This is a genomic window from Streptomyces sp. NPDC045955 (assembly GCF_056430805.1).
Window position 1 is genome coordinate 278555 of record NZ_JBWKKY010000012.1, and the last position, 21346, is coordinate 299900.

A 21346-nucleotide genomic window follows, 5' to 3' on the forward strand; every position below is an offset into this window, starting at 1 on the left:
GCCGTCGCCTATCGCTCGACGACCTGGTTGTCCGTGGCGTCCTTCAGGGCGTCCACGTAGTTGCCCGTCGCCTCGTCCACCGACATGTCGCCCGTCGTCACGCCCTCCATGGCCTCCTGGATGGCCGTGGAGACCTTGGGATAGGCCGGGTAGGCGGGGCGGTAGTGGGTGTGCCGCACCAGGTCGGTGAAGAATGTGGTGCCGGGCTGGGCGGTGGCGTACCCGGGGTCCTTCGCCACGTCCTCGCGGACCGCGATGCCGGAGTTGGCGACGTACCACTTCTGCGCGTTGGTCTTGGTCTGCATCGTCTTGATGAACTCGAAGGCCAGGTCCGGGTTGCCGGCCTTGGCGGGGATCGACCAGGTCCAGCCGCCGGACATGCTCACCTTGCCGGGCGCCTGGCCGTTATGGGTCGGCATGGCGGCCAGGCCCAGCTTCTTCGACCACTCGGGCCACTCGTGGCCGCTGCCGGGCAGCCAGTCCTGGGGCAGCCAGGAGCCGTCGAGGGCGATGCCGAGCTTGCCCTGCGGGAGCCACTCGCCGCGGACCCGGGTCATGACGTTCGGGTCGAGCGCGTCGGAGACGTCCGGGCCCAGCTTCTCCTTGTAGACGGTCTCGACGAAGGCGAGGGCGTCCTTGAAGCCCTGGCCGCCGGCGATCCACTTCTTCGCGTTCTTGTCGTACAGGGGGTCCGTGGTGCCGTCGTTCGTGCCGTAGAGCAGCATCTCGAAGGTCTGCATGGTGGCCGCCTCGCCGACCGGCTTGCCCGTGTAGACGTTGAGCGGGATGACGCCGGGGACCTTCTGTTTGATGGTGCGGGCCGCGGCCAGGACGTCCTTCCAGGTCTTCGGCTGCCAGTCGGCGGGGAGCCCGGCCTTGGCGAAGGTGCCCTTGTCGAACCAGAGTCCGCGGGTGTCGGTGCCGTCGGGGACGCCGTACGTCTTGCCGTCCTCGCCCTTGGCCGCCGCCTTCGCCGTGTCGATGAAGCGGTTCCAGTCCGGCCACTTGGCGAGGTAGGGGTCGAGGGGCTTCAAGTACCCGCTTGTGATGTCCGAGTTGATGAGGAACGTGTCCTCGTAGACGAGGTCGGGTGCGGTCTTGGGGGAGCGGAGCATCTGCTGGAGCTTGGTGTAGTACTCCGAGTCCGGGGCCTTGATCGGGACGAGCTCGACCTTCTTGCCCGGGTGGGCCTTCTCGAACTGCTTCCTGATGTCCGCGAGATAGGTGTCCATCACCTTGATGGAGTTGTCCGTGGACTGTTTGAAGGAGACCTTCACGGTGTCGGGGTCGCTGCCGGAACCGCCACCGCAGGCGGTGAGGGTGGTCGCGGCGAGGGCCAGAGCGAGGAGAGGTGTGAAAGCGGCGGTGGGGCGCACGGGCACGAACCTCCTACGGACGCACTTCTTTGTGGCCGGGACGGCTGCGTGGTGAACCTAAGTTGAGTGGTCTAGTCAGGTCAATGCGTGTGCGCGGGTTCGGTTGTGGGCGCCGGGAGCTGACGACTCGTCACTGACCGGTGACCCAGCGGTACTGCAACTCCGGACGACCCACCGTGCCGTACTGCGGGCGTCGGGCCGCGCGGCCCGCGTCCACCAGGTGTTCCAGGTAACGGCGGGCCGTGATGCGGGAGATGCCCACCGTCTCCGCCACACCGGCGGCCGTGAGGCCCTCCGCGCTGTCGCGCAGGGCCACCGTCACCCGCTCCAGCGTCGGTGCGCTCAGCCCCTTCGGCAGGGCGGCCGGGCCCGGGGCGCGCAGGGCGGCCAGCGCACGGTCGACCTCGTCCTGCCCGCTCGCCTCGCCGACCGCGGCGTGGAACTCGGCATACCGCACGAGGCGGTCCCGCAGAGTCGCGAAGGTGAACGGCTTCAGGACGTACTGCACGACTCCGAGCGAGACGCCCTCGCGCACCACCGCCAGATCGCGCGCCGACGTCACCGCGATCACGTCCGCGTGGTGTCCGGCCGCCCTGAGGGACCGTGCGAGGTGCAGTCCGTGCACGTCCGGCAGGTGCAGATCGAGCAGGAGCAGGTCGACGGGGGTGCGCTCCAGGGCCCGTCGGGCCTCCGCGCCCGTGTGTGCCTTGCCCACGGCGACGAAGCCGGGGACGCGGCCGACGTACAGCACGTGTGCGTCGGCGGCGACCGGGTCGTCCTCCACGACCAGGACGCGGATGTCCCTCTCGGGCGTGCTGTCGCTCGTCATGCGTTGCCTCCAGCGCCTCTGGACACCGAGGTCCTGGATGTCACGCCCTCGGCCACCGCCCTCGACTCCCGCAGCGGCAGCCGTACCTCGAACTCCGCCCCGCCCCCCTCGGCCTCCGACACCGACAGCGTCCCCTCGTGCCGCTGGGTCGCCTGCCGTACCAGGGCCAGTCCCAGGCCCCGGCCGCCCGGACCCGCCGGCTTGGTCGAGAAGCCGCGCTGGAAGACGGCCTCGGCGTGCTCCGGATCCACGCCCGGGCCGGTGTCCGAGACCCGCAGCACCAGCTCCGGGGCGTCATCGAGGGCCCTGGGGTCCTCGGTGTTCTGGGTGTAGGCCGCCACCGTCACCCGCCCCCGCGCGCTGCCCTGCGCCGCGTCCACGGCGTTGTCGATCAGGTTGCCCAGGATGGTCACCAGGTCCCGTGCCGGCAGGGACTCCGGCAGCAGGCCGTCGTCCAGGCGGCTGTCCTCCGACACCATCAGCTCCACGCCCCGCTCGTTCGCCTGGGCCGTCTTGCCCAGCAGCAGTGCCGCCAGCACCGGCTCGCTCACCGCCGCCACGACCTGGTCGGTCAACGCCTGCGCCAGTTCCAGCTCGGCCGTCGCGAACTCCACCGCCTCCTCCGCCCGGCCCAGCTCGATCAGCGAGACGACCGTGTGCAGCCGGTTCGCCGCCTCGTGCGCCTGCGAGCGCAGCGCCTGCGTGAAGCCCCGCTCGGAGTCCAACTCGCCCATCAGCGACTGGAGTTCGGTGACATCGCGCAGGGTGACGACCGTACCGCGCCGCTCGCCGCCCGACACCGGGGACGTATTGATCACCAGGACCCGCGACGCCGTCAGATGGACCTCGTCCACCCGCGGCTCAGAGGCCAGCAGCGCACCCGTCAGCGGGGCGGGCAGCCCCAGCTCCGCCACCGACCTGCCCACCACCTCCCCGGCCACGCCGAGCAACTCGCGCCCTCCGTCGTTGATCAGCGCCACACGGTACTGCCCGTCCAGCATCAGCAGCCCCTCCCGTACGGCGTGCAGGGCGGCCTGGTGGTAGTCGTGCATCCGGCTGAGCTCGGCCGCGTTCATGCCGTGGGTGTGGCGGCGCAGCCGGGCGTTGATGACATAGGTGCCGACGGCGCCCAGGACCAGCGCGCCGGCCGCGACGCCGAGCAGGGCCGTCAGCTGGTCCTGCACCCGCTGGCTGATCTCGTCGACCCGGATGCCCGCGCTGACCAGGCCGACGATCTTCTTGCCGTCCTGGATCGGGGTGACCGCGCGGACGGAGGGGCCGAGCGTGCCGGTGTAGGTCTCGTCGAAGGTCTCGCCCTTCAGGGCCTTCGCGGTATGGCCCCGGAAGGGCTGGCCGATCTGGTCCGGGTCGGGATGCGTCCAGCGGATGCCCCGTGGATTCATGATCGTTATGAAGTCGACCTCGGTGTCCCGCATCACCCGCAGCGCGTACGGCTGGAGCCGGCTGGTCGGGTCGGAGGTGCGGGCCGCCTCCAGCACCGAAGGGGAGTCGGCGACGGACCGCGCCACCGCCCTGGCCTGCCGACGCGCCGCCTCTTCGGCCTGGCTGCGGTCACTGACGTAGGTGAACAGCGCGTATCCGGCCACGACGACCGCTATCAGGACGGCCTGCATGGCGAAGAGCTGGCCCGCCAGACTGCGGGGACCGGGTACGGAGAAGCGCATGCCGTCAGTCTGCCTCGTGGCTGATTGTGAACTAAATGAACGGAAGGGTGACCGCGCTCACAGAGCAGGACATAGTCACGGCATTCCCCAATACGCATCCCCGGGAGTTCCCCGCTCCCAGTCCCGGACGTGAGCCGCACGCCGGTGATGCCGACGACGTCGTCAAGGAGGGCCGCCGTGACCAGCGCAGCCGATACGGCACCTGCCGCACGCAAACCCAAGCGGGACCGCACGCACTATCTCTACATCGCGGTGATCATCGCGGTCGCCGCCGGTATCGCGGTGGGTCTGGCCGCACCCGACTTCGCTGTCGAGCTGAAGCCGATCGGGACCGGCTTCGTGAACCTGATCAAGATGATGATCTCGCCGATCATCTTCTGCACGATCGTGCTGGGCATCGGCTCGGTACGGAAGGCCACCAAGGTCGGTGCCGTCGGCGGTATCGCCCTCGGCTACTTCATGGTGATGTCGCTGGTCGCGCTGGGCATCGGCCTGGTCGTCGGCAACATCCTGGAGCCGGGCACCAGCCTCGCGATGACCGACGCGGTCAAGGACGCCGGTCACGCGCAGGTCGACCCCGAGGCCACCACGAACACCGCCGACTTCCTGCTGGGCATCATCCCGACCACGATGGTGTCCGCCTTCACCAACGAGTCGGTCCTGCAGACCCTGCTGATCGCCCTGCTCGCCGGCTTCGCGCTGCAGGGCATGGGCTCGGCGGGTCAGCCGATCCTGCGCGGTATCGAGCACCTCCAGCGGCTCGTCTTCCGCATCCTCGCCATGGTGATGTGGGCCGCCCCGATCGGTGCCTTCGGCGCCATCGCCGCCGTCACCGGTTCCGCCGGCGTGGACGCGCTCAAGAGCCTCGCCGTGCTGATGCTGGGCTTCTACGTCACCTGTTTCCTCTTCGTCTTCATCGTGCTCGGCATCCTGCTGCGCGTGATCTCCGGCCTGAACATCCTCACGCTGTTCAAGTACCTGGGCCGTGAGTTCCTGCTGATCCTGTCCACCTCCTCGTCCGAGTCCGCGCTGCCGCGGCTCATCGCGAAGATGGAGCACCTGGGCGTCAGCAAGCCGGTGGTCGGCATCACCGTCCCGACCGGCTACTCCTTCAACCTCGACGGCACCATGATCTACATGACCATGGCGTCCCTGTTCATCGCCGACGCGATGGGCACGCCGATGTCGATCGGCGAGCAGATCCCGCTGCTGCTCTTCCTGCTGGTCGCCTCGAAGGGCGCCGCCGGTGTCACCGGCGCGGGCCTCGCGACCCTGGCCGGTGGTCTGCAGTCGCACAAGCCGGCCCTGGTGGACGGCATCGGCCTCATCGTCGGCATCGACCGCTTCATGAGCGAGGCCCGCGCGCTGACCAACTTCGCCGGCAACGCCGTGGCCACCGTGCTGATCGGTACCTGGACGAAGGAGATCGACAAGGACCGCGTGAACCAGGTCCTCGCCGGTCAGCTGCCCTTCGACGAGAAGACGCTGCTGGACGACGCGCACGGTGGCCCGGCCGACGGCCAGGCCGAGGTGCCCGAGCAGGGCGGCGAGAAGGAGCTGGCGAAGGCCTGACGGCCGCGCCGCGCGCCCCGCGCCCCCGAGAATCCGGGCGGCTGAGTGTCCCCCCGTCGCTCAGCCGCCCGGTCCGTACGCAGACAAGAGCAACCCAGGCAAGATCAATCGTTCAGCTTCGCCACCAGTTCGGTGGCTTTCGAGGCGGGCACGCCCGCCGCGGTCAGCACGGTGACCGCGGCGCAGCGGCCCGCCTCTCGCGCTGCCACGAGCCCGTCGTTCACCGCCTCCATCAGCGCCACCAGCATCTGCTCGTGCACGTACGCCAAAGCCGGCGCGGGCAGCGGTGAACTGAAGACGCCCTCGTCGAGGCCGCGCCGGAGCACCCCGGTGGCGGCCTCCCGGACCGGGGCGAGCCGCTCCCGGATGCCCTGCATGGTGACCGTGCGCTGGGCCAGCGCGATCAGCAGCCGGTAGCGGTCGGCCAGCTCCCACACCGCCAGCACCGAGCGGGCCACGGACTCCGCCGGGTCCTCGACGCCTTCCCGGCCCGCCGCGTGCGCGGCCGACAGGGCCTGAACCGCCTCGTCGACGAGCGTGCTGATCAGCGCCTCGCGGCTCGGGAAGTGCCCGTACACGGTCCGCCGTACGACGCCCGCGGCGCGTGCGATCTGGTCCATGGACGCGTCGGGGTCGCGCAGCAGCTCGCCGAGGGCGACGTCGAGGATGCGGCGCCGGTTGGCGTCGGCGCGGCTGGTGGTGCCCGTGGTCATGGACGCCATTGTGCCCCTCCTCCATCGACTTGCACACTTCTGTGCAACGGCGTACATTGCACAGTGTTGTGCAAATGCACAGCCATGTGCAAGTCTGAGGAAGGCGACCCTGCCATGCGACTCGTCATGACCGAACCGGCCGAGAGGATGGACCGTCCCTACGCACGCCGCTGGTGGGCGCTCCTCGTGCTCTGCCTGAGCCTGCTGATCATCGTGATGGCGAACACCGCCCTCACCGTCGCCGCGCCCGCCATGACCGAGGACCTCGGCCTGTCCAGCGCCGACCTCCAGTGGGTCATCGACGGCTACACCGTCCCCTACGCCGCGCTGATGCTGCTTCTCGGCGCGATAGGCGACAAGTACAGCCGCCGGGGCGCGCTCGTCCTCGGGCTGGTCGTCTTCGGCGGCGGAGCCGTCTCCGGCTATCTCGCCGACAGCGCGACGGCGGTGATCGCGGCGCGTGCCGTGATGGGCGCCGGCGCCGCGATGATCATGCCCGCCACGCTGTCCCTGCTCGCGGCGACCTTCCCGCACGCCGAACGCGCCAAGGCCATCACCCTGTGGACCGCCACGGCCGGACTCGCCATCGCGGCCGGGCCGCTGGTCGCCGGGGCGCTGCTGGAGCAGCACGGCTGGTCGTCGACGTTCCTCATCAACGTGCCCGTCGCCGCCCTGGCCATCGTCGGAGCGCTCGTCCTCGTACCGCCGTCCAGGTCCGGCCACCAGGGGCGTGTCGACTACGGCGGCGGACTGCTGTCGGTGGTGTGGATCGGCGCGCTCGTCTACATGATCATCGAGGGCCCGCACTTCGGCTGGGGCGTCAAGGCGGTCACGGCGGCGGTCGTCGCGGGCGCCGGGCTCGTGGCCTTCGTGCTCTGGGAGTTGCGCCACCCGCGTCCCCTCCTCGACGTGCGCCGCTTCGCCGACCGCCGCTTCGCGGGCTCCAACCTCGCCGTCGCCCTGTTCTTCCTGGCCGTCTTCGGCGCCTTCTACTACCTGACGCAGCACCTCCAGTTCGTCCTCGGCTACGACGCCCTGGACACGGGCCTGCGGATGCTGCCGCTGGCCGGTGCCGTCTTCGTGGGCTCCGCCCTCACCGGCTACCTCACCCCGCGGGTCGGCATGAAGTGGACCGTCACGGCCGGCATGGTCGGCGGTACGGCGGCCCTGGCGCTGCTCACCCGGGTCGACTCCGGGTCGCCGTACGGCGACTTCGTCGCGCCCCTGATCGTGCTCGGCCTCGCGATCGGGCTCGCCCTTTCGCCCTGCACGGACGCGATCATGGGGGCGTTCCCGGAGTCCCAGCTGGGCGTCGGCGGCGCGGTGAACGACACGTCGCTGGAGCTCGGCGGGTCGCTCGGCATCGCCATCCTCGGCTCGCTGCTGGCCACGTCGTACTCCGGCCACCTCGCGGACGCGACGTCCGGCGGCAAGCTGCCCGCCGCCTCGCTGGAGACGGCCCAGGACTCGGTCGGGGCCGGGTACGCCGTCGCCCGGGGCATCGGGGACAAGGCACGGCAGCTGGCCGAGCAGGCGGCGCACACGAGCGACCCTCAGCAGGCGGAGCGGCTGCGGGCGCAGGCCGGGCAACTGGCCGACGGGGCCCGGCGGATGGCCGACGCGGTGGGATCCTCCTTCGCGGACGCGGTCGCGCACACGAGTTTGATCGGGGCCGTGACCCTGGGTGTCGGTACGGTGGTGGTGGCCCTGATGCTGCCGCGCAAGGGGCAGCCCGTGGAGGAAGGCGCCGAGGACAGGGAGCTGGAGTCCGTCGGTTAGGCAGTTCTGACGGATCTCCGCGGCGTCGCGGAGATCCATCACCAGGGCCCGCGCCCCGGGAAGAGGCCTGGCGTCACGACGCCTTCGAGCACTGTGTCTCAGCCCCCGGCGGCCTCGTTCAGCCGTGCCCGTTCCGCCGGGCTGAGCCGCAGGTCCGCCGCGGCCGCCGAGTCCCTGGCCGTCTCCGGCCGGCTCGCCCCCGGGATCGGGACGACGGCGGGGGAGCGCGCCAGCAGCCAGGCCAGGCCGACCTGCTGGGGGCTGACACCGCGCTCCGCCGCGACCTCGTGGAAGGCGGCCAGGTGCTTCCTGCCCTCCGTGCGCGACGGCCCGTCCAGGGAGCTGCGGGCAAGTCCGCCCAGCGGGCTCCACGGCAGGAACGCCAGCCCCAATTCCGCGCACAGCCGCAGCTCCGGCTCGCTGTCCCGGACGGCGGGGGAGTACCGGTTCTGCACCGACACCAGCTTCTCGCCGAGGATCTCCCGCGCCCGCCGGATCTGGTCCGTGTCCGCGTTGGACACCCCGGCCAGCCGGATCGTGCCCGCGTCGAGCAGCTCGCGCAGGGCACCGACCGACTCCTCGAAGGGCACGCCGGGGTCCGGCTTGTGAAGTTGGTAGAGGCCGATCGCCTCCACACCGAGGCGCTCCCGGGAGGCCTCGGCGGCGGCCCTGAGGTGGTGCGGGGAGCCGTTCACCGTCCAGTCGCCGCCGGCCGGGCGGCCCCGGCCGCCCTTCGTCGCCACCAGCACACCGGATGTGTCACCGCCGTACGCGGCCAGCGCGCGGGCCAGCAGACGTTCGTTGTGGCCGGGCTCCGCGCCCGGCAGATGGTACGAGTCGGCCGTGTCGAGGAGGGTCACGCCCGCGTCGAGCGCGGCGTGCACGGTGGCCAGCGCGCGCTCCTCGTCCGGGCGGCCCTCGATGGACAGCGGCATCGCGCCGAGCCCGATCGCGCTCACCCGCAGCCCGCCGAGTGTCCTGTACCGCATGTCAGTCACCCTTTCCTAGTGCCGCGGCAGGCAACGTTTGCCCGTCAAGGGGCGGCGTCCGGTGCGTGCTCTGGGGGTCCCCCCGGCCGAAGGCTGGGGGAGTGCCGCCCGGAAGCCCTCGTCCTGGATGTACTTGGGCTTTCGGCCGGTGCGGCGAGTGGGGGCACCTCCCACGCCCTTGAGGCAGTGGGGGAGCGTGCCGGGCGTCGCGACGGGGCGAACGTTGCCTGCCGCGGCACTAGCGTCTCGGCGACGGCACGCGGCAGCCACTGCCGGGCGTCGGTGAAGGTGAAGCCGAGCCGGGTGGCCCGGCCGTTGTCCATGCCGTAGGCACGGCGGAAGGAGAACGGCGAGACCGCGCCGACCTCGACCGGCCGGAACACGGCCCGGCCGCCCGGAACGTGCGTGGCCACCGCCTGACACAACTCCTCGGTGGCCAGCGTCCCGTGCGAGGCGGCGTTCACCGGCCCGGTGAAGTCCTCGCCCGCCGCCCAGGCGAGGAACCGGCCGATCTCCTCGACGTGGACGTAGGTGGCGGGCCGGTTCACCACCGGCACGGCGATCGGCTCGCCGGTGCGCATCCGCTCGGCGTAGTGGGCCAGCCGCCCGGTGAAGTCATCGGCCCCGCCCAGCACATGGGCCACCCGCACCGCCGTGTACGGGAACGCCGGGCCGTCGGCCGCGAGGACCGCCTCGGCCTGCCGCTTGCCCTCCCCGTAGTTGGCCTCCAGGAACGCCGGGTCGTCCCAGGGCAGCCCGAGGTCCACGGTGACCGTGGCCGGGTCGACGGCCTCCTCGCGCACGAGAGCGGGGGAGTCCTCGTACTCGTACACCTCGACCGTGGAGGTCATGACATAGCGGCGGGTGCGACCGGAGAAGACGCGACGGGCGAGGGCCGCCTGGCGGGGTGTGTAGCAGACCTGGTCGACCACGACGTCGAAGGCGCGCGAGCCGAGCGCGCCGGTCAGGGACCGCTCGTCGTCCCGGTCGGCGACCACGTGCTCCACTTCGGCGGGCGGCGGGGAGGACCCCCGGTTCAGCACCGTGACGCGGTGCCCGTCGCCGAGCAGCCGTGCGATCAGACGCTTTCCGACGTACCGGTTCCCGCCGATGACCAGGACTTCCAGGGCCTTTTCCATGACCATAATTCTCCTGGCGCACAGCCATGCCTTGAAGGGGGAACCATGGGAGTTCAGGCCGCTACGCCGAAAGAACCACGGCATCCGCGCACCATCGCCGACGAAACCTCGGTGGCCTTCGACGCGCTGGACCGGCAGATCCTCCAACTGCTCCAGACCGACGGCCGGATCAAGCTCAGCGAGCTGGGCCGCCGGGTCCGGCTCAGCCCGGCGGCGGTCACCGAGCGCGTGCGACGGCTGGAGACGGCGGGCGTGATCAGCGGCTACGGCGCCCATGTCGTGCCGGCCCGGCTCGGCTACGGCATCCAGGCGTTCATCAGGGTCGACCCGCACGGCGGCTACAACCTCAAGCACCCCAGGACCCTGGAGCTGATCCAGCGGCCGGAGATCATCGAGGTGCACCACGTCGTCGGGGAGGACTGCTGGATCCTCAAGGCCGCCGTCCGGGACACCGTCCACCTGGAGGAGGTGCTGGAGGCGGTCTCCGCGCTGGGCCGCACCACGACGTCGATCGTGCTGACCTCCCCGGTGGAGCGCAAGCCGCTGTTGCCTTGACGTCGGCGTCAAGGACTACGTTCGTGCGTATGCGAATCGGCGAGCTGGCCGCACGGGCCGGGACCACGACGCGGACGCTGCGGTACTACGAGTCGCGGGGGCTGCTGCCCGCGCGGCGCGAGGGCAACGGATACCGGACGTACGACGAGTGCGACCTGAAGCTGCTGGAGCAGATCAGGACGTTGCAGGACTTCGGGTTCGACCTGGAGGAGACGCGGCCCTTCGTGGAGTGTCTGCGGGCCGGGCACCTCGAAGGCGACACATGTCCGGCCTCCCTCGCGGTCTACCGGCGCAAGCTGGACGAGCTCGACTCCCTGATCGGTCAGCTGACGGCCGTGCGGGAGACGGTCGCCCGGCAGCTGGCGCGGGCCGAACTGGCCGCCGAGGCGGAGGCTCCGGGGGGTCCGGAGCCACGGTGCGAGCTGGGGAGGCACACATGGTGATCGATGTGACGGACGCGGACTTCGAGGCGGAGGTGATCGGCGCGGACCTGCCGGTGCTGGTGGAGTTCACCGCCGACTGGTGCCCGCCCTGCAAGCAGATGGGGCCGGTGCTCAAGGCCCTTGCCTCCGAGGAGGGGGGCCGGCTGAAGGTGGTGCAGCTCGACGTGGACTCCAACCCGGAGACCACGAACGCCTACAAGGTGCTGTCGATGCCGACGTTCATGGTGTTCCGCGGCGGTGAGCCCGTGAAGGCGATGGTGGGCGCGCGGGCGAAGCGGCGGCTGCTGGAGGAACTGGCCGACGTGCTGTAGAGGACGGACTCGGCGGCCCGGAAACGAGGAAATCCCCCGAGCAATTGCGCTCGGGGGATTTTCTTGCGTATATTTGTTCATTCGTGACTTCAAGTCGATTGAAGCCATAGTGAAGTTCAGTGAGCACAGTATATCCGGGCGGGAGCGGAATTGTCAAACACCGAATTTCCGGACGATGAATTGCGGCAGGAGCAGGAATTCATCGACGGGTTGTACGCGCGCGTGGACGCGCTGCGCGGCGACGCCGAGACCTCCGTCACGGACGCGCTCGCGCAGGGCAACACCCCCATGCAGGCCAGACTGGAGCGGGACATCCTCGTCGCCGAGCGATCGGGGCTGCTCGCCGCCCTGAACGCGGTGGACGGCTCCCTGTGCTTCGGCCGGATCGACCTCACCTCGGGCGTCACCCACCACATCGGCCGCATCGGTCTGCGCAGGGACGACGCCGAGCGCACACCGGTCCTGATCGACTGGCGTGCCGAGGTCGCCCGCCCCTTCTACCTGGCCACCGGCCACACCCCGATGGGGCTCAGGCGCCGGCGGCACATCGCCACCGACGGCCGCAGGGTCACCCACCTGCACGACGAGATCCTCGACCTCGGCGACGAGACCCGCACCGGCCACGAGGACCCGTCGGGCGACGCCGTGCTGCTCGCCGCGCTCAACTCCGCGCGCACCGGCCGCATGAGCGACATCGTGCAGACCATCCAGGCCGACCAGGACCGCATCATCCGTGCCCCGCACCGGGGCGTCCTGGTCGTGGAGGGCGGCCCGGGCACGGGCAAGACGGCCGTCGCCCTGCACCGCGCCGCGTATCTGCTCTACGAGCACCGGGAGCTGCTCGCCAAGCGGGCGGTGCTGATCGTCGGGCCGAACCCGGCGTTCCTCGGGTACATCGGCGAGGTGCTGCCCTCCCTCGGCGAGACCGGTGTGCTCCTCGCGACGGTCGGTGAGTTGTTCCCCGGCGTGAAGGCGACCGCCACCGACACACCCGAGGCCGCCGCCGTGAAGGGCCGCGCCGACATGGCCGACGTCCTCGCCGAGGTCGTGAGGAGCCGGCAGGCGCTGCCCGACCCGGTGATCGCCATCGAGCACGAGCGCGAAGTGCTCATGCTGGACGACGGTCTGGTGAACGTCGCCCGCGAGCGCACCCGCGCCGCGAAGCTGCCGCACAACGCCGCCCGCGAGCACTTCGAGGGGCACATCCTCAACGCGCTCACCGACCTGTACGCCGAGCGGATCGGCACCGACCCCTTCGACGGGTCCAGCCTGCTCGACCCCAGCGACATCACCCAGATCCGCGACGACCTCGCCGAGAACCCCGAGGTCTGGGCGGCGATCGACCAGCTGTGGCCGCTGCTGACCCCGCAGCGGCTCGTCGCCGACTTCCTCGCCGCGCCCGAGGAGTTCCTGTCCGCCGCGGACGCCGAGGCCGTACGCCGCCCCGTGACCCGGCGCTGGACGGTCGCGGACGTGCCGCTGCTCGACGAGGCCGCCGAACTCCTCGGCGAGGACGACCGGCTGGCCCGGGAGCGTGCGCAGCGCGAGCGGGAGCGGCAGATCGCCTACGCGCAGGGCGTGCTGGACGTGTCGTACGCGTCCCGGACGTACGAGTTCGAGGACAAGGAGGAGGACGACCCCGAGTCCTCCGAGGTGCTGTCCGCGCACGACATCATCGACGCCGAGCGGTTCGCCGAGCGGCACGAGGAGGACGACCACCGCAGCGCCGCCGAACGCGCCGCCGCCGACCGCACCTGGGCGTTCGGGCACATCATCGTGGACGAGGCGCAGGAGCTGTCGCCGATGGCGTGGCGGCTGCTGATGCGGCGCAGCCCGACCCGCTCGATGACCCTGGTCGGCGACCCCGCGCAGACGGCGGAGTCGGCCGGTGTCGGCTCCTGGTCGGGCATTCTCGCCCCGTACGTCGAGGACCGCTGGGAGCACACCCGGCTGGGCGTCAACTACCGCACCCCGGCCGAGATCATGGACGTCGCCGCGGCCGTGGTCCGCGCCGAGCACCCGGACTTCGAGCCGCCGAGCTCGGTCCGCTCCACGGGCGTACGCCCCTGGGCGCGGGCCACGGACGACCTCCCGGGCGCCGTCGCCAAGGCGGTCGGGGAGCTCACCCCCGACGAGGGGCGGCTCACGGTGATCGCGCCGCGCGACCTCCACCGCGGCATCGCGGCCCGGCTGGACGGCGTGACGGCGGGCGCCGAACCCGACCTCACCCGGTCGGTCGTCCTCCTCGACCCGCGCCAGGCCAAGGGCCTGGAGTTCGACTCCGTCCTCGTGGTCGAGCCCGCCCGGTACGGCACCAGCGACCTGTACGTCGCCCTGACCCGCGCCACCCAGCGGCTCGGCGTCCTGCACACGGGGAAGCTGCCCGAGTCCCTGTCGGAGGCATTCGTGTAGCCCCCCTCACCCTGAACGCGTCTACCGGCGCAGGGACTTCGGATCCCGCGGGGCGTGCCACAGCCCGGCCGCCGGCGGTACGGCCGTCAGGGCGAAGAAGACCGGGAGCGGAGTCAGGACGCCACCGTCGTCTTCCGGGCGCGGAGTTCGGTCGCGTAACCCGCGCCGATGGCGAACAGGGCGGCGGACAGAGCGAGGCCCGCCGTCGCCCAGTTCATCCACCCGTAGCCCGGGTCACTGGCGTAGACGGAACCGTCGTCGCGCACGCAGTCGAAGCGCAGCGGCAGGTACGAGGACCGGTGGTGGCTCAGTCCCTGGATCGTGGCCGGGTCGAAACCGTCGCGGCAGGCCGGGGCCGGGACCGAGTTCGCCCCGTCGCCGAAGGCCGACTCCGACGCCAGCACGGTGAAGAACCCCAGGCAGTACACGGCCGCGGCCGCCCACGCGGCCGTCACCGCCGCCCGGCGCATCAGATGCACAGGCCACGGCTCGGGCCGCCCGGGGAACGCCATCGCGGCGGTCCCCGCGGCGGCGATCAACGCGGCGACGGCGCAGGCCGCCGAGACACCGAGACCCACCAGCACGGGCCTCAGCCCCTTCCGGGCCGGCGGGTGAGTGGGGTGGCACGCATGCGGCCACCCCACCAGGCCCGGACCGGACCGGCTGTGACGGAAGCCACTCCTCCCGTCACACCCGTGTCACAGGCCTACGCCGGGCGCAGCCAGAGCGTGGCCAGCGGCGGCAACGTCAGCCGGATGCTCGCCGGGCGGCCGTGCCAGGGCTGGGCCTCCGGCTTGACCGGGTCGGGGTTGGTGACGTCGCTGCCGCCGTAACGCGCGGCGTCGGTGTTGACGGTCTCGTGCCAGGCCGGGACGTCCTCGGGCACGCCCAGGCGGTAGTCCTGGCGGACGACCGGCGCGAAGTTCGACACCGACAGGACCGGAGTGCCCTCCGGGTCCAGCCGCAGGAACGCCAGGACGTTGTCGTCGGCGGCGTCCCCGACCACCCACTCGAAACCGGCCGGATCCGTGTCGAGCCGCCACAGCGCCGGAGTCGCGCGGTAGACCGTGTTGAGGTCGCGGACCAGGTCCCGCACGCCCCGGTGCTCGGCCTCGGCCCCGTAGCCCGGATCGAGGAGCCACCAGTCCGGGCCGTGCGCCTCCGACCACTCGGCGCCCTGCGCGAACTCCTGCCCCATGAACAGCAGCTGCTTGCCGGGGTGGGCCCACATGAAGCCCAGGTACGCCCGGTGGTTGGCACGCTGCTGCCACCAGTCGCCCGGCATCTTCGACACCAGGGAGCGCTTGCCGTGCACCACCTCGTCGTGGGAGATCGGCAGGACGTAGTTCTCGCTGTACGCGTACACCATCGAGAAGGTCATCTCGTGGTGGTGGTACTTGCGGTACACCGGCTCGTGGCTCATGTACTCGAGCGAGTCGTGCATCCAGCCCATGTTCCACTTCAGGCCGAAGCCGAGCCCGCCGAAGCCGCTCGGGCCCTCGTGGTGGGTGGCCCGGGTGACGCCGTCCCAGGCGGTCGACTCCTCGGCGATCGTGGCGACACCGGGCACCCTGCGGTACACCGTCGCGTTCATCTCCTGCAGGAACGCCACCGCGTCCAGGTTCTCCCGGCCGCCGTGCTCGTTGGGCGTCCACTGGCCCGGCTCGCGCGAGTAGTCGAGGTAGAGCATCGACGCCACCGCGTCCACGCGCAACCCGTCGATGTGGAACTCCTCGCACCAGTACAGGGCGTTCGCGACGAGGAAGTTGCGCACCTCGTTGCGCCCGTAGTCGAACTCCAGCGTGCCCCAGTCGGGGTGCGCGGCCCGCAGCGGATCCGCGTGCTCGTACAGGGGCCGGCCGTCGAACTCGGCCAGCGCCCAGTCGTCGCGCGGGAAGTGCGCGGGCACCCAGTCCATCAGTACGCCGATGCCCGCCCGGTGCAGCGAGTCCACCAGGTACCGGAAGTCGTCGGGCGTGCCCAGCCGGGCCGTCGGCGCGTAGAAGCCGGTGACCTGGTAGCCCCAGGAGCCGCCGAACGGATGCTCGGCGACCGGCATCAGCTCGACGTGCGTGAAGCCCAGGTTCTTCACGTACCCCGGGAGCTGCTCGGCCAGTTGACGGTACGTCAGCCCCGGCCGCCAGGATGGCAGATGCACCTCGTACACCGAGAAGGGCGCCTCGTGCGCCGGGGCTTTGGCGCGCCGGGCCAGCCACTCGTCGTCGCCCCACTCGTACTCCGAGGACGTGATGACCGACGAGGTCGCGGGCGGCACCTCCGTGCGGCGGGCCATCGGGTCGGCACGCAGCGTCTTCGAACCGTCCGGGCGGGTGATCTCGAACTTGTACAGCTCGCCCTCGCCGATGTCCGGCAGGAACACCTCCCACACGCCCGAGGAGCCGAGCGAGCGCATGACGTGGCCGGTGCCGTCCCAGAAGTTGAAGGTGCCGGCCACGCGCACGCCGAGCGCGTTCGGCGCCCACACCGCGAACCGGGTGCCGGTCACGCCCTGGTGGGTCATCGGGTGCGCGCCCAGCGCCGTCCACAGCTGCTCGTGCCGGCCCTCGCCGATCAGGTGCAGGTCGAGGTCGCCCAGCGTGGGCAGGAAACGGTAGGCGTCCTCGGTGTCCAGGACCGTCCCCTCGTACTCCACGAGCAGCCGGTACTGCGGGACCTCCCGCAGCGGCAGCAGCCCGGAGAAGAACCCCTCCCCGTCGTCCTCCAGTTCCGCCCGCACCTCCCCGGCGACGACGGTCACCGACAGGGCGTACGGCCGGAACGCCCGGAACGCGATCCCGCCGGGCACGGGGTGGGCGCCGAGCACGGAGTGCGGGTCGTGATGCGTGCCGTTGAGCAGTCGCTCCCGGTCGGCCGCGCCGACGGCGGGCGAGACGGCGACCTCCATCTCAGGCGGCAGGGTCTGGGCGGGGGTGGCGGTGCCGTCCCCGGCGGTGCTGTTTCCGGCGGTGGCCTTCTTGGTGGCGGCCTTCTCGGCTGGAGTCTTCTTCGTGGGGGCTTTCTTCGCGGGGGGCTTGGCAGTGGTGGCCTTGGTGCCGGTGGTCTTGGCAGCGGTGGCCTTGGTGGCGGCGGCCTTGGATGCGGTCGTCTTGGTGGCGGCGGCCTTGGTCGCTGCCGCCTTCGTCGTCGTGGCCTTCGTGGCGGCCGCCTTCTTGGCAACCGCCTTCGTGGCGGTGGCCCTCTTCGCCGTCGTCTTCTTGGCGGCCGCCTTCGTCGCGGTCGCCTTCTCGGCGGCGGCCTTCGTCGCGGTCGCCTTCTGGGTACCCGTCTTCTTCGCGACGGCCTTCTTCGCCACAGCCTTCTTCTCGACGGCCTTCTTCGCGGTCGTCTTCGCCGGGGCCGCCTTCTTGGCCGTGGCCTTCGTCGCGGGTGGCTGCGCGGCGGGCGTCTTCTTGGCGGCGGCCTTCTTCGCGGGGGCCGTCGCCTTCTTGGCCGCTGCCTGTTTCGGCACCGACGTCTTCTTCGCGGCACTCTTCTTCTGGGCGGCCGTGGGCTGCTCGGGGATCTTCTCCCCGGCCGTCCCCTTGGGACGGGAACCGCTGGACTCAGGACGGGGGGTCACGGGCGGAGCCTCCAGGACGCAGGTGGATCAGTCAGGTCGGGTCAGGTCAGGTGGCCGGTCGAGGCGAGCCGGTCTATGGCGGCCAGGGGCACCGGCAGCCAGTCGGGGCGGTGCCGGGCCTCATACACCACCTCGTAGATCGCCTTGTCCGTTTCATAGGCGCGCAGCATCACCGGGTCGGTGCGCGGATCGAGGCCGGAGGCCTCGGCGTACCCGGAGCAGTACGCGGAACGGCAGGTCTCGGCCCAGTCCGGCTGGGGTGGATCGGCTGAGCGAGCCGCGTAGTCGAAGGACCGCAGCATGCCGGCGACGTCCCGCACCGCCGGCTGCGGCATGCGCCGCTCGGCCAGCGGGCGGGCCGGCTCGCCCTCGAAGTCGATCAGCCACCACTCGCCGGCCGGCGAGCGCAGGCACTGCCCGAGGTGCAGATCGCCGTGCACGCGCTGCGCGGTCCAGGTGCGGCCCTCGGCGGCCAGATCGCCCAGCGCCGTGAACGCCGAGCGCAGCCCGCCGGCGTAGGGCCGCAGCGCGGGCACCGCCTGGACGGCCGCCTCCAGCCGCTCGATCATGCCGTCCACCATGAGCCGGAGCTGCATGTGACCGAGCGTGACCGTCGGCAGTGCCCGGGCCAGCGTGGTGTGCACCTCGGCCGTGGCCCGGCCCAGCGCCCGCGCCTCGGCGCCGAAGTCCTCGCCCTTGGCCAGCTCGCGCAGCGCCAGCTCCCAGCCGTCGGAGGCGCCCTGCACGAACGGCTGGAGCACCCCCAGCACGTACGGCTGGCCGGCCAGGTCGGCCGGGCCCGCCGAGATCACCGGGTCCGCCGTGGGGTCGACGTCCGCGACCATCCAGGCCGTCGGCGCGGGCACCCGGGGGCAGCCCTCGCGGGCCAGCGCCAGCGGCAGCTCCAGGTCCGGGTTGACCCCGGGCACGATCCGGCGCAGCAGCTTCAGGATGAACGTATCGCCGTAGACGATCGACGAGTTGGACTGCTCCGCGGTCACCACGCGCGGCACCAGACCGGAGCGGATGTCCTGGTCGAGGTCCCGCTCGAAGCGGAGCCCGCCGATCCGGGCCTGGGTGCGCAGCGCCTCCAGGAGCAGTTCGGCGGGCCTGGCGTCGTGCAGGGCGTCGTAGACCGTCCGGCCGGCCAGCGGCCCCGTCGCCATGTGTCCGATCAGCGCGGGCGCCAGCCGAGGCGGCAGCGCCTCGCGCGCACCTATCAGCAACTGGTAGCAGTCGCCGGGGTGGCCGGGCGCGCCGTGCGACGGTACGGACGGCTGGTGGGCGCGGACGAGCAGGTGGTACAGGCCGAGCTTGCCCGTGGCGGGGAGCAGCTCGGTGGCCTCGACCAGCGTGAATCCGGTGACCGGACGTCCCTTGCCCGCGAACCAGCGCTGCCGTGGCAGCCACTCCCGCAGCAGCGGATCGAGCGAGGCAAGAAGGCCGGGCGGGGCGGTGACGGTGCGTGTGACGGCTTCCGACATGGCGTCGCGTCCTTTCACCCATGATTGGTGCGCCTCCGGGTCCTTCAGCAGGTGCCGGCGGCGCCCCTCCGGCTCACGCGGATGGGCGGGGTGTTACTGATGCGTGCCCCGGGCGGGGCGGGAGAAACGCCCCGCCACGGGGGTTTGCGGCCCGCCCCGTGATTCAGGGCACCGTCAGGCCGTCTCAGGCCTCACAAGGTATCCCTGCGGAGCCGGAACCAGTAGAAACCGTGACCTGCCAGCGTCAGCAGATACGGCAGCTCGCCGATCGCCGGGAAGCGGACCCCGCCGAACAGCTCCACCGGGTGCCGCCCCTCGAAGGCGCTCAGATCCAGCTCCGTGGGCTGCGCGAACCGCGAGAAGTTGTTCACGCACAGCACCAGGTCGTCCTCGTACTCCCGCAGGAACGCCAGCACCGCCGGGTTCGTCGACGGCAGCTCGGTGTACGAGCCGAGGCCGAAGGCCGGGTTCTGCTTGCGGATCTCGATCATGCGGCGGGTCCAGTGCAGCAGCGACGACGGCGAGGCCATGGACGCCTCGACGTTGGTCACCTGGTAGCCGTAGACCGGGTCCATGATCGTGGGCAGGAACAGCCGTCCCGGATCGCAGGAGGAGAACCCCGCGTTGCGGTCCGGCGTCCACTGCATCGGCGTGCGCACCGCGTCCCGGTCGCCGAGCCAGATGTTGTCGCCCATGCCGATCTCGTCGCCGTAGTACAGGATCGGCGAGCCCGGCAGTGACAGCAGCAGGGCCGTGAACAGCTCGATCTGGTTGCGGTCGTTGTCCAGCAGCGGGGCGAGACGCCTGCGGATGCCGATGTTGGCGCGCATGCGGGGGTCCTTGGCGTACTCGGCCCACATGTAGTCGCGCTCTTCGTCGGTGACCATCTCGAGCGTGAGCTCGTCGTGGTTGCGCAGGAAGATGCCCCACTGGCAGCCCGAGGGGATGGCCGGGGTCTTGGCCAGGATCTCGGAGACCGGGTAGCGCGATTCCCGCCGTACGGCCATGAAGATGCGCGGCATGACCGGGAAGTGGAACGCCATGTGGCATTCGTCGCCACCGCTCGGATAGTCGCCGAAGTAGTCGACGACGTCCTCGGGCCACTGGTTGGCCTCGGCGAGCAGCACGGTGTCCGGGTACTGCGCGTCGATCTCCTTGCGCACCCGTTTCAGGAAGTCGTGCGTCTCCGGGAGGTTCTCGCAGTTGGTGCCCTCCTGCTGGTACAGGTACGGCACCGCGTCCAGCCGGAAACCGTCGATGCCCAGGTCCAGCCAGAACTTCAGTGCGGAGATCATCTCCTCCTGCACGGCCGGGTTCTCGTAGTTGAGGTCCGGCTGGTGGGAGAAGAAGCGGTGCCAGTAGTACTGCTTGCGGACCGGGTCGTAGGTCCAGTTCGACGCCTCGGTGTCGACGAAGATGATCCGGGCGTCCTGGTACTGCTTGTCGTCGTCGGCCCACACGTAGTAGTCGCCGTAGGGCCCCTCGGGGTCCTTCCTGGACTCCTGGAACCACGGGTGCTGGTCGCTGGTGTGGTTCATGACGAAGTCGATGATCACGCGCATGCCGCGCTGGTGGGCGGCGTCGACGAACTCCACGAAGTCGGCCAGGTCACCGAACTCCGGCAGGACGGCGGTGTAGTCCGAGACGTCGTAGCCGCCGTCCCGGAGCGGGGACTTGAAGAACGGCGGCAGCCACAGGCAGTCGACACCGAGCCACTGGAGGTAGTCGAGCTTTGCGGTCAGGCCCTTCAGGTCCCCGACGCCGTCACCGTTGCTGTCCTGGAACGAGCGGACGAGTACCTCGTAGAAGACGGCGCGCTTGAACCACTCCGGGTCCCGGTCCCTGGCAGGAGTGTCCTCGAAGGTGTCCTGAACGGGTTCGTTGACGATCATGTTGTGGGTGACCCTCCGATCTGCGGGGTGGACGGTCGCAGAACCGAGAAGACATGCGCGGGCCTGTGGCCCGGTTCGAGGCGCACATAGTTGGCCCTGCCCCAGTGGTAGGTCTCGCCGGTGAGCTCGTCGCGCACCGGTACCGACTCGTGCCAGTCCAGGCCGAGTTGCGGCATGTCCAACGAGACCGTGGCCTCCTGGGTGTGGTGCGGGTCGAGGTTGGCGACCACCAGAACCGTGTTCGAACCCTGCCGCTTCGAATAGGCGATCACCGCTTCCTGGTCCGCGTGGTGGAAGTGGAGGTCGCGCAACTGCTGGAGGGCCGGGTTCTCGCGGCGGATGGTGTTGAGCCGGGTGAGCAGCGGGGTGATGGTGCGGCCCTCGCGTTCGGCGGCTTCCCAGTCGCGGTGCCTGAGCTGGTACTTCTCCGAGTCGAGGTACTCCTCGCTGCCCTCCCTGAGGGGGGTGTTCTCACACAGCTCGTAGCCGGAATAGATGCCCCAGGCCGGAGAGAGTGTGGCGGCCAGGACGGCGCGGACCTCGAAGGCGGGGCGGCCGCCGTGCTGGAGGTAGGCGTGCAGGATGTC

Annotated in this window: 15 protein-coding genes and 2 pseudogenes; 6 read left to right on the forward strand and 11 right to left on the reverse strand. The window is 71.0% G+C overall.

Going from position 1 to position 21346, the window contains the following annotated elements; all coding sequences use genetic code 11:
- Positions 1–8 precede the first annotated feature (8 nt).
- The 3 genes from AC07F0_RS25840 to AC07F0_RS25850 form a co-directional block, all read right to left on the reverse strand.
- Complete coding sequence (locus AC07F0_RS25840; protein ID WP_478982218.1) at positions 9–1382, reverse strand: extracellular solute-binding protein; 1374 nt, start codon at positions 1380–1382, stop codon at positions 9–11.
- A gap of 124 nt (positions 1383–1506) precedes the next feature.
- Positions 1507–2205 (reverse strand): response regulator, encoded by a 699-nt coding sequence (locus tag AC07F0_RS25845; RefSeq protein WP_306963502.1) that lies wholly within the window; start codon positions 2203–2205, stop codon positions 1507–1509.
- The gene (locus AC07F0_RS25850; protein WP_478982220.1) at positions 2202–3890 is read right to left on the reverse strand and encodes a sensor histidine kinase; all 1689 of its coding nucleotides are present in this window, start codon (positions 3888–3890) and stop codon (positions 2202–2204) included. The genes AC07F0_RS25845 and AC07F0_RS25850 overlap by 4 nt, the downstream gene beginning before the upstream one ends.
- A 177-nt stretch (positions 3891–4067) precedes the next feature.
- Between AC07F0_RS25850 and AC07F0_RS25855 the strand changes: the two genes are divergently transcribed.
- Positions 4068–5462, forward strand: a complete 1395-nt coding sequence (locus AC07F0_RS25855) for a cation:dicarboxylate symporter family transporter (protein WP_478982222.1) — start codon at positions 4068–4070, stop codon at positions 5460–5462.
- 104 nt (positions 5463–5566) lie between these two features.
- On the opposite strand, the gene AC07F0_RS25860 is transcribed toward AC07F0_RS25855, so the two are convergent.
- Positions 5567–6184, reverse strand: a complete 618-nt coding sequence (locus AC07F0_RS25860) for a TetR/AcrR family transcriptional regulator (RefSeq protein ID WP_306963497.1) — start codon at positions 6182–6184, stop codon at positions 5567–5569.
- Between the two features lie 105 nt (positions 6185–6289).
- Here AC07F0_RS25860 and AC07F0_RS25865 point away from each other — a divergent pair, with 105 nt between their 5' ends.
- Positions 6290–7954 (forward strand): DHA2 family efflux MFS transporter permease subunit, encoded by a 1665-nt coding sequence (locus AC07F0_RS25865; protein WP_478982224.1) that lies wholly within the window; start codon positions 6290–6292, stop codon positions 7952–7954.
- 98 nt (positions 7955–8052) lie between these two features.
- Here AC07F0_RS25865 and AC07F0_RS25870 read toward each other — a convergent pair whose 3' ends face one another.
- Together AC07F0_RS25870 and AC07F0_RS25875 are read right to left on the reverse strand one after the other, a co-directional pair.
- Complete coding sequence (locus AC07F0_RS25870) at positions 8053–8943, reverse strand: aldo/keto reductase (protein WP_478982226.1); 891 nt, start codon at positions 8941–8943, stop codon at positions 8053–8055.
- Between the two features lie 239 nt (positions 8944–9182).
- A pseudogene (locus tag AC07F0_RS25875) lies at positions 9183–10082 on the reverse strand (NAD-dependent epimerase/dehydratase family protein); the annotation flags it as partial.
- 45 nt (positions 10083–10127) lie between these two features.
- Here AC07F0_RS25875 and AC07F0_RS25880 point away from each other — a divergent pair.
- The 4 genes from AC07F0_RS25880 to AC07F0_RS25895 all read left to right on the forward strand — a co-directional run bounded on the left by AC07F0_RS25880 (position 10128) and on the right by AC07F0_RS25895 (position 13803).
- Positions 10128–10637: an Lrp/AsnC family transcriptional regulator gene (locus AC07F0_RS25880; RefSeq protein WP_478982228.1), complete on the forward strand. Its 510-nt coding sequence runs from the start codon at positions 10128–10130 to the stop codon at positions 10635–10637.
- 29 nt (positions 10638–10666) lie between these two features.
- Positions 10667–11080, forward strand: coding sequence for a MerR family transcriptional regulator (locus AC07F0_RS25885; RefSeq protein WP_478982260.1), 414 nt, complete (start codon positions 10667–10669; stop codon positions 11078–11080).
- Positions 11074–11391 carry a thioredoxin family protein gene (locus AC07F0_RS25890; protein WP_478982230.1) on the forward strand — a complete coding sequence of 106 codons (318 nt, stop codon included), beginning with the start codon at positions 11074–11076 and terminating at the stop codon, positions 11389–11391. Before AC07F0_RS25885 ends, AC07F0_RS25890 begins: the two co-directional genes overlap by 7 nt.
- Positions 11392–11541: 150 nt before the next feature.
- Positions 11542–13803, forward strand: coding sequence for a HelD family protein (locus AC07F0_RS25895; RefSeq protein ID WP_478982232.1), 2262 nt, complete (start codon positions 11542–11544; stop codon positions 13801–13803).
- Between the two features lie 113 nt (positions 13804–13916).
- On the opposite strand, the gene AC07F0_RS25900 is transcribed toward AC07F0_RS25895, so the two are convergent.
- The 5 genes and pseudogenes from AC07F0_RS25900 to AC07F0_RS25920 form a co-directional block, all read right to left on the reverse strand.
- Complete coding sequence (locus AC07F0_RS25900; protein ID WP_478982234.1) at positions 13917–14387, reverse strand: hypothetical protein; 471 nt, start codon at positions 14385–14387, stop codon at positions 13917–13919.
- Positions 14388–14509: 122 nt separating this feature from the next.
- A complete protein-coding gene (glgB, locus tag AC07F0_RS25905) occupies positions 14510–17383 on the reverse strand; it encodes a 1,4-alpha-glucan branching enzyme (protein WP_478982236.1) in 2874 nt (957 codons plus the stop codon).
- A 41-nt stretch (positions 17384–17424) separates the two neighbouring features.
- Complete coding sequence (locus tag AC07F0_RS25910; protein WP_436726835.1) at positions 17425–18867, reverse strand: maltokinase N-terminal cap-like domain-containing protein; 1443 nt, start codon at positions 18865–18867, stop codon at positions 17425–17427.
- A gap of 191 nt (positions 18868–19058) precedes the next feature.
- Entirely contained in the window at positions 19059–20759 is a 1701-nt protein-coding gene (gene treS, locus AC07F0_RS25915; protein WP_436726834.1) for a maltose alpha-D-glucosyltransferase, read from the reverse strand.
- Positions 20756–21346: pseudogene (locus AC07F0_RS25920) on the reverse strand (alpha-1,4-glucan--maltose-1-phosphate maltosyltransferase); the annotation flags it as partial. The pseudogene AC07F0_RS25920 and the gene treS, both read right to left, overlap by 4 nt.